Below are 6997 nucleotides of genomic sequence, written 5' to 3' on the forward strand. Positions count from 1 at the left end.
CGGGATGAACTGCGCGATCAGCGCCACCGCCAGGTCGCCGGGCTGCAGGCCGAACTGGGCGTCGAACCAGGCACGGTCGCTGTCGCGCGGCGCGTTGGGCTGGTAGCGCTCGGTGTCCACCGCCGAGTGCACGCACACCACCTGGTCGGGCGGCACGCCTTCGCTCAACAGCACGTTGCGGATGCCGTGCGAGATGGCCACCACCTTGTCGTACAGCGGGTACTTCCAGCGCACCACCCAGCGCCGCTCGCGGTTGTCGACGCGGCGGCTGTGCACCACCGGCACGCCCTCGCTGCGCGCGGCCAGCGCGCCCCACACGTCGGTGCCGAAGCGGGCATGCAGGTGCACCATGTCGGGCTGCACCTGCCGGATGAGCTGGCGCAGCCGCCACCAGGTGAACACGTCCACGTCGCCTTTCATCGGCAGCTCGTGCACCGTGGCATGCGCGGCGGCGGCCGCGCCGATGGCGGCGCCGGTGCGGCAGGCCAGATGGTTCTCATGGCCGCGCTGGGCCAGGCCCTGCATCAGCAACGTGGCCTGCAGCGCGCCGCCATACAGGTGGCGGCCCGATTCGACGTGCAGCACCTTCATGGCGTGGCGGCCAGCAGCTGCTGGGCGGTGGCAAAAACGTGGTCGACGGTGTGGGCGCGCATGCAGTCGAATCGCCCGCCGCAAGTGGGGTTGCGCTTGCAGGGCGAGCAGGGCAGGGGTTCGTAGAGGATGGCGGTGCGCGGCGAATCCGCGTCGCGGTAGGGGCGGGTGGAGCCGAACAGCGCGATGGTGGGAATGCGAAAGGCGCTGCCCGCATGGGTGAGCCCGGTGTCCACGCCCACCAGCAGCGCCGCATGCGAGATCAGCGCAACGCTTTCATGCAGCTTGAGCTGGCCCGCGAGGTTGACGGCCGAGGGCGCGGCCTGCGCGATGCGCATGGCGGCCGCCTGATCGGCCGGCCCGCCCAGCAGCACCGGCGTGATGCCGTGCATGGCCAGCCGCTCGGCCAGCCCGGCCCAGCGGTCTTCGAACCAGTGCTTCTGCGGCCGGGTGGTGAAAGGGCACAGCACCGCAAACGGCGGCAGCACCTGGCGGGCCGCCAGCGCATCCAGCGCGCGGCGGTGGGTGGCGGGGTCGAAGCGCAGGTCCAGCCGATAGGCTTCGTCCGCCGCGCCCAGATGGCGGGCCAGCGCCCGGTACTCGGCGCCGATGCGCGGGTCGGCGCCCTTGGCGGGCACCAACCGCTCGGTGGCCAGCCACTGGCCGCCTTCACGCGGCAGCAGGCCCACCCGGCGCGGCGCGCCGCTGAGCCAGGCCCACAGCGCGCTCTTGAGCAGGCCCTGCGCATCCAGCGCCAGCGTGAAGCGGCGGCTGCGCAGCTGCGCCCTCAGCTCGCGCAATGCACGCCACAGCGAGCCATAGCGCCGCTCACGCCACAGCTGCTGCCACTGCGGGCGCTGCCAGACGATGACTTCGTTCAGGCCCGGATGCTCACGCAGCAGCGGCGCGGCGGCCGGCTCGGTGAGCCAGGCGATGTGGGCATCGGGGTAGCGGCTGCGCAGCGCAGGAATCAGGCCGGAGGCCATCATCACGTCGCCCAGCGCCGACAGCCGCACGATCAGGATGCGTTGCGGCGCCTCGGCCACCCCGGGGCTTGTCACGGGGTGGGGCAGGCCGGCTGGGCCAGCGCATGGGCCACGGCCTCGCCCAGGTCGGCATGCACGCTGTCGGCCAGGGCAACATCTTCGGGCGCCAGCGCATGGCCTGAGTGCACCAGCATCACCCGGCCCACGCCGGCGCGGCGGCCGGCCTCGGCGTCGGAGCCCTTGTCGCCGACCAGCAGCGAATCGGCCAGCGACAGGTCCAGTTCACGCTGTGCCCGCAGCAGCATACCGGGCGCCGGCTTGCGGCAGTCGCAGTCCACGGCCAGCGCCGGCACGCTGCCGCCGGGGTGGTGCGGGCAGTGGTACACGGCGGCCAGCGGCACGCCTTGCTCGGCCAGATGCTGGCTGAGCCGCTGCGTGAGCGCCTGGTACTGCGCCTCGGTATACATGCCGCGGGCCAGGCCCGACTGGTTGGTGATGACCACCAGCGCATAACCCGCCTCGTGCAGCCGGCGCATCGCATCGACGCTGCCGGGCACGAACTCGAACGCGTCCCAGGTGTGCACGTAGCCATGCTCGACGTTGATGACGCCGTCACGGTCGAGGAAGGCGGCGCGCTTCATGCGGGCTTTCCGCCGGCCATGCGCTGCACGATCCTGGTGGTGCTGTAGCCCTCGACGAACGGGATGGCCAGCGAGCGGCCACCCCAGCTGCGCACCAGCGCGGTCTCGGCCAGCTTGTCCATGTCGTAGTCGCCGCCCTTGACGTAGCAGTCGGGCCGCACGCGGGCCAGCAGCTCCACCGGCGTGGGTTCGTCGAAGAAGGTGACCAGCGCCACCGAGGCCAGTCCGGCGATCACCAGCGCACGATCAAGCTCGGTGTTGATCGGCCGCTCGGGCCCCTTGCCCAGGCCGCGGGCCGACCGGTCGGTGTTGAGCGCGACGATGAGCGAGGCGCCGAGCTGCGACGCCTGGTGCAGGTACTGCACATGGCCGCGGTGCAGCAGGTCGAACACGCCGTTGGTGAACACCCAGGGCCGCGGTAGGGCGGCCAGCCGCTCGGGCAGCTCATCGGGCAGGCAGATCTTGTCCTGCGGATCGATGTTCATGCGCCCGCCTTGCCGAACAGTTCATCGAAGGTGACGCCCGCGGTGCCGAACTTGCCCACCACGATGCTGCCGGCGCGGTTGGCATGGGGCACGGCATCGCGCAGCGTCATGCCGTCGGCCACCAGCGCGGCCATGGTGGCGATGACCGTATCGCCGGCACCGGTGACGTCGAACACCTCGCGCGCCTGCGCGGGCACGTGCATCGCGCCCTGGGCATCGAACAGCGTCATGCCTTCTTCCGATCGGGTGAGCAGCACGGCCTGCAGTTTCAGCCGCTCGCGCAGCGCCTGCACCCGCTCGGTCAGCGTGGCTTCATCGCTCCAGCGGCCGATCACCTGGGCCAGCTCGGCGCGGTTGGGCGTGATCACGGTGGCGCCGGCATAGCGGTCGAAGTCGCTGCCCTTGGGGTCGACCAGCACCGGCCGGCCGGCGGCGCGGGCGATCTCGATCATGCGCGGGATGTGGGCCAGCCCGCCCTTGGCATAGTCGGAGAACAGCACCGCGTCGTGGCGCTGCACCTCACGCTCCACCGCGCCCAGCAACTGGGCCAGCACCTCATGGCTGGGCTGGTTCTCGAAGTCGATGCGCAGCAGCTGCTGCGAACGGCCGATGACCCGCAGCTTGACGATGGTCTGCAGGCTGGCGTCCTGGCCCAGCACATGGGCCACTTTGCGTTCATCCAGCAGGCGCTGCAGGCGTTGCGCGGCCTCGTCGGCGCCCACCACCGTCAGCAGCGTGGTGGGCACGCCCAGCATCTGTACGTTGTAGGCCACGTTGGCGGCGCCGCCCAGGCGCTCTTCCTCGCGGCTGATGCGCACCACCGGCACCGGCGCTTCGGGCGAGATGCGGTCCACCTCGCCGAACCAGTAGCGGTCCAGCATCACGTCGCCCACCACCATCACACGGCGGCGGCCCAGCGCCTCGCGAGAGATGCCTTTTTTCAGCGGAATCGGAAAGCCCACGGGTGCACCGCCTTCGGGCGGCCGAGCGGTGGCGCTCATGCCATCCCCAGCTTCTGCTCGATCAGCCCGCACAGCGTGTGGATGACCAGGATGTGCACTTCCTGGATGCGGGCGGTGACGTCGCTGGGCGCGACGATGGCCATGTCGCTTTCGGCCAGCAGCGGGCCGCCGTCGCGGCCCAGCAGGCCCACCACCTTGGCGCCGGCCTCACGCGCGGCGGCGGCGGCCTTGCGCACGTTGGGCGAGCGGCCCGAAGTGCTGATGCCGATGAAGCAGTCGCCCGGCCGGGCCAGGGCCTCGGTCTGGCGGGCGAACACGTCGTCGAAGCCGTAGTCGTTGCCGATGCAGGTGAGCGCCGAGCTGTCGGTGGACAGCGCGATGGCCGCCAGCGGCTTGCGGTCCTTGATGAAGCGGCCGGTCAGCTCGGAAGCGAAGTGCTGCGCATCGGCCGCCGAGCCGCCGTTGCCGCACACCAGCACCTTGTTGCCGGCCAGCAGCACCGCGGCCAGCAGGCTGCCGACGCGCTCGACATCGGCTTCGATGGCGGGCAGCTTGCGCATCACGTCCAGGTGCTGCTCGACGTTGTCCAGAAAAAGCGAGGCCATCAGTGGGGGCCTTTCATTGATCGTCCAGCCGCTGCGGTGGGAAGCTGTCCCAGCTCAGGCAGGCAGGGCATTGCCAAAAATAGTGCTGCGCCTCGAAACCACAAGCGGCGCAACGGTAACGGTGCAGGGGCTTGGCGGCCTGTTCCACCGCCTGCCGCAGGCCGGCGCGGGCGGCGTCGCCCCAGGGTGCGGGCGGCAGCTGCATCAAGGCGGTGGCCGCCGCGATGGACGGGTGCTGCGCCAGGTGCTGGGCCATGCGCTGCACCGCTTCGGCCTCCTGGCCCGGCGCGTCCAGCAGCGCCAGCGCCTGCAGCAGCTCCAGGCTGGGGTGGCGGTCGTACAGGCCTTGCAGCATCACGCGCGCGGTGTCGGCCTGCTGGCTGGCCAGAGCGCTGCGGGCCCAGTCGCGCGCGATCAACCCGAAGGTGGCCGGGTGGCGGGCGCGCAGGTCGTTCCAGACCTGCACCGCCTCCGCATGGCGGCCGGCGCGGGCCAGGCGCTGGCCGGCCAGCACCAGCGGCCGCGGCGCGGTGGGCAGCGCGGTCATCGCGCGCTGCAGGCAGGCTTGGGCCTCTTCTTGCTGGCCGCGTTCGTCACATTCGATGGCCAGTTCGCACCAGTAGTGCGCGATGCGTGAGGCAAAGGAGCCGGTGCCGCCTTTTTCCAGCTTGGCCGCCATGTCGGCCGCGGCGCGCCAGTCGCGCGAGCGTTCGTGCAGCGACAGCAGCGCCAGTCGCGCCTCGGTCTCGAAGGGCGTGCCTTCCAGCGCGCGATAGGCCTCTTCGGCGCGGTCGAACAGGCCGGCTTTCATGAAGTCCTGCGCCAGCGCGTACTGCGCGCGCTCACGGTCGGCTTGCGGCAGGTCGCCGCGGTTGAGCAGGTGCTGGTGCACCCGTACCGCCCGCTCGAACTCGCCGCGGCGGCGGAACAGGTTGCCCAGCGCGAAGTGCAGCTCCGAGGTGTCGGGGTCGTTCTGCACCGCTTCGATGAAGGCGTCGATGGCCTTGTCGTGCTGCTCGTTGAGCAGCAGGTTCAGGCCCTTGAAATAGGCCTTGGGCGATTCGCGCTGCTCACGCTTCCATTGCTTGAGGTCGAAGCGCGAGGCGGCCCAGCCCAGCGCGAACATCACCGGCAGGCCGAGCAACAACCACTGCAGGTCAAAGTCCATCGCGCGGCGGGTGCTCAGGCAGGAAGTCAGAGGGCGGCGGCACCACGGCGGGCGCGGCCGCGGGGGCGGGCACCACGGGCTCTGGCGTCACACGGCGGGCGACCCGGCGATGGCGCCACCAACTGGGCACCATGGCCAGCACGCCGATGGCGCAGCCGGCCGCGAAGGCGATCAGCACGATGATGACCATCGGCGCGCGCCATTCCACGCCGAAGAACCAGCGCACCGCGGCCTCCTGCTGGTTGTTCAGCGCGAAGGCGAAGAGGGCGAAGAAGACAAAGGCTCTGACGAGCCAGACGAGAAAGCGCATGGCCGGCGGATTCTAGCCACGCACCTTTCGGGCGCATGGGGCAGTTGGTTGCACAAAGAAAAACACGGCCCGAGGGCCGTGTTTGGTGCTTGGAACAGCGAGGTTAAGCGCGCAGCGCAGCTTCGTCGTCGGTCGTATCCGCCGGGGTGTGGTCCAGCGGCACGTTGGCGTCCACGGCTTCGCGCAGGGCTTTGCCGGGCTTGAAGTGCGGCACCAGCTTCTCGGGAATCACCACCTGCTCGCCGCTGCGCGGGTTGCGGCCCACGCGCGGCGGCCGGCGGTTGATCGAAAAGCTGCCGAAGCCGCGGATCTCGATGCGGTGCCCGCGCGCCAGGGCGTCGGACATCGCATCGAGCATGGTCTTCACGGCGAACTCGGTGTCGCGCTGTGTCAGCTGGCCGAATCGCTCGGCCAGGGCTGCCACCAGATCGGACCGGGTCATGCGCGGAACACCAGGCGGCTGTCAGGCATCAGCCGTTGTTCTGGTTGTCCAGCTTGGCGCGCAGCAGGGCGCCCAGGCTGGTGGTACCGGCCGATTCACGCTCGCTGGACTGCGACAGGCGCTGCATGGCTTCTTGCTGGTCGGCGGAGTCCTTGGCCTTGATCGACAGCTGGATCGAACGCAGCTTGCGGTCGATGTTGATGATCATGGCGTTGACTTCGTCGCCTTCCTTCAGCACGTTGCGCGCGTCTTCCACGCGGTCGCGGCTGATTTCGGAAGCACGCAGGTAGCCGGTCACGTCGTCGGTCAGCTGCACTTCGGCGCCACGGGCGTCGACGGTCTTGACCTTGCCGGTGACCAGGGCGCCGCGGTCGTTCAGCGTGGTGTAGGTGGCGAACGGGTCACCGTCCAGCTGCTTGATGCCCAGCGAGATGCGCTCGCGCTCGACGTCCACGGCCAGCACGATGGCTTCGACTTCCTGGCCCTTCTTGAAGTTGCGCACGGCCGATTCGCCCGGCTCGTTCCAGGACAGGTCGGACAGGTGCACCAGGCCGTCGATGCCCTGGGCCAGGCCCACGAACACGCCGAAGTCGGTGATCGACTTGACCGGGCCCTTGACGCGGTCGCCGCGCTTGACGTTGGAAGAGAACTCTTCCCACGGGTTGGCCTTGCACTGCTTCATGCCCAGGCTGATGCGGCGCTTGTCTTCGTCGATCTCGAGGACCATGACTTCAACTTCGTCGCCCAGCGACACCAGCTTGCTGGGGCTGACGTTCTTGTTGGTCCAGTCCATTTCGGAGACGTGCA

At 70.0% G+C, this 6997-nt stretch carries 10 protein-coding genes; all 10 read right to left on the reverse strand.

All coding sequences use genetic code 11. From position 1 onward, the window contains the following. The coding region (locus ABNT58_RS28240; RefSeq protein WP_348756696.1) for a glycosyltransferase at window positions 1-591 on the reverse strand (591 nt) is incomplete at its 3' end. After that, a complete protein-coding gene (locus ABNT58_RS28245; protein ID WP_348756697.1) occupies window positions 588-1652 on the reverse strand; it encodes a glycosyltransferase family 9 protein in 1065 nt (354 codons plus the stop codon). The genes ABNT58_RS28240 and ABNT58_RS28245, both read right to left, overlap by 4 nt. Beyond that, complete coding sequence (gmhB, locus tag ABNT58_RS28250) at window positions 1649-2218, reverse strand: D-glycero-beta-D-manno-heptose 1,7-bisphosphate 7-phosphatase (RefSeq protein ID WP_348756698.1); 570 nt, start codon at window positions 2216-2218, stop codon at window positions 1649-1651. Before gmhB ends, ABNT58_RS28245 begins: the two co-directional genes overlap by 4 nt. Continuing rightward, a complete protein-coding gene (locus ABNT58_RS28255) occupies window positions 2215-2703 on the reverse strand; it encodes an adenylyltransferase/cytidyltransferase family protein (protein WP_348756699.1) in 489 nt (162 codons plus the stop codon). The genes gmhB and ABNT58_RS28255 overlap by 4 nt, the downstream gene beginning before the upstream one ends. Then, a complete protein-coding gene (gene rfaE1, locus ABNT58_RS28260; RefSeq protein WP_348756700.1) occupies window positions 2700-3704 on the reverse strand; it encodes a D-glycero-beta-D-manno-heptose-7-phosphate kinase in 1005 nt (334 codons plus the stop codon). The genes ABNT58_RS28255 and rfaE1 overlap by 4 nt, the downstream gene beginning before the upstream one ends. Continuing rightward, entirely contained in the window at window positions 3701-4270 is a 570-nt protein-coding gene (locus tag ABNT58_RS28265; protein WP_348756701.1) for a D-sedoheptulose 7-phosphate isomerase, read from the reverse strand. The genes rfaE1 and ABNT58_RS28265 overlap by 4 nt, the downstream gene beginning before the upstream one ends. Before the next feature lie 13 nt (window positions 4271-4283). After that, a complete protein-coding gene (gene lapB / locus ABNT58_RS28270) occupies window positions 4284-5438 on the reverse strand; it encodes a lipopolysaccharide assembly protein LapB (RefSeq protein ID WP_348756702.1) in 1155 nt (384 codons plus the stop codon). Beyond that, window positions 5428-5748, reverse strand: a complete 321-nt coding sequence (locus ABNT58_RS28275) for a LapA family protein (protein WP_348756703.1) — start codon at window positions 5746-5748, stop codon at window positions 5428-5430. The genes lapB and ABNT58_RS28275 overlap by 11 nt, the downstream gene beginning before the upstream one ends. 103 nt (window positions 5749-5851) lie before the next feature. Next, window positions 5852-6190 carry an integration host factor subunit beta gene (locus tag ABNT58_RS28280; protein WP_348756704.1) on the reverse strand — a complete coding sequence of 113 codons (339 nt, stop codon included), beginning with the start codon at window positions 6188-6190 and terminating at the stop codon, window positions 5852-5854. Window positions 6191-6218: 28 nt separating this feature from the next. Further along, window positions 6219-6997, reverse strand: a 779-nt coding sequence (locus ABNT58_RS28285) for a S1 RNA-binding domain-containing protein (protein ID WP_348756705.1), incomplete at its 5' end; no start/stop codon positions are given.

The sequence above is a fragment of the uncultured Aquincola sp. genome (assembly GCF_964001545.1).
In the GTDB taxonomy this organism is placed as follows: Bacteria; Pseudomonadota; Gammaproteobacteria; order Burkholderiales; family Burkholderiaceae_C; genus Aquincola.

Bases quoted from the DNA above. Each gene is read 5' to 3' on its own strand.
- lapB (WP_348756702.1), bottom strand. From the start codon at position 5,438: ATGGACTTTGACCTGCAGTGGTTGTTGCTCGGCCTGCCGGTGATGTTC.
- ABNT58_RS28265 (WP_348756701.1), bottom strand. From the start codon at position 4,270: ATGGCCTCGCTTTTTCTGGACAACGTCGAGCAGCACCTGGACGTGATG.
- ABNT58_RS28255 (WP_348756699.1), bottom strand. From the start codon at position 2,703: ATGAACATCGATCCGCAGGACAAGATCTGCCTGCCCGATGAGCTGCCC.
- ABNT58_RS28280 (WP_348756704.1), bottom strand. From the start codon at position 6,190: ATGACCCGGTCCGATCTGGTGGCAGCCCTGGCCGAGCGATTCGGCCAG.
- ABNT58_RS28275 (WP_348756703.1), bottom strand. From the start codon at position 5,748: ATGCGCTTTCTCGTCTGGCTCGTCAGAGCCTTTGTCTTCTTCGCCCTC.
- rfaE1 (WP_348756700.1), bottom strand. From the start codon at position 3,704: ATGAGCGCCACCGCTCGGCCGCCCGAAGGCGGTGCACCCGTGGGCTTT.
- gmhB (WP_348756698.1), bottom strand. From the start codon at position 2,218: ATGAAGCGCGCCGCCTTCCTCGACCGTGACGGCGTCATCAACGTCGAG.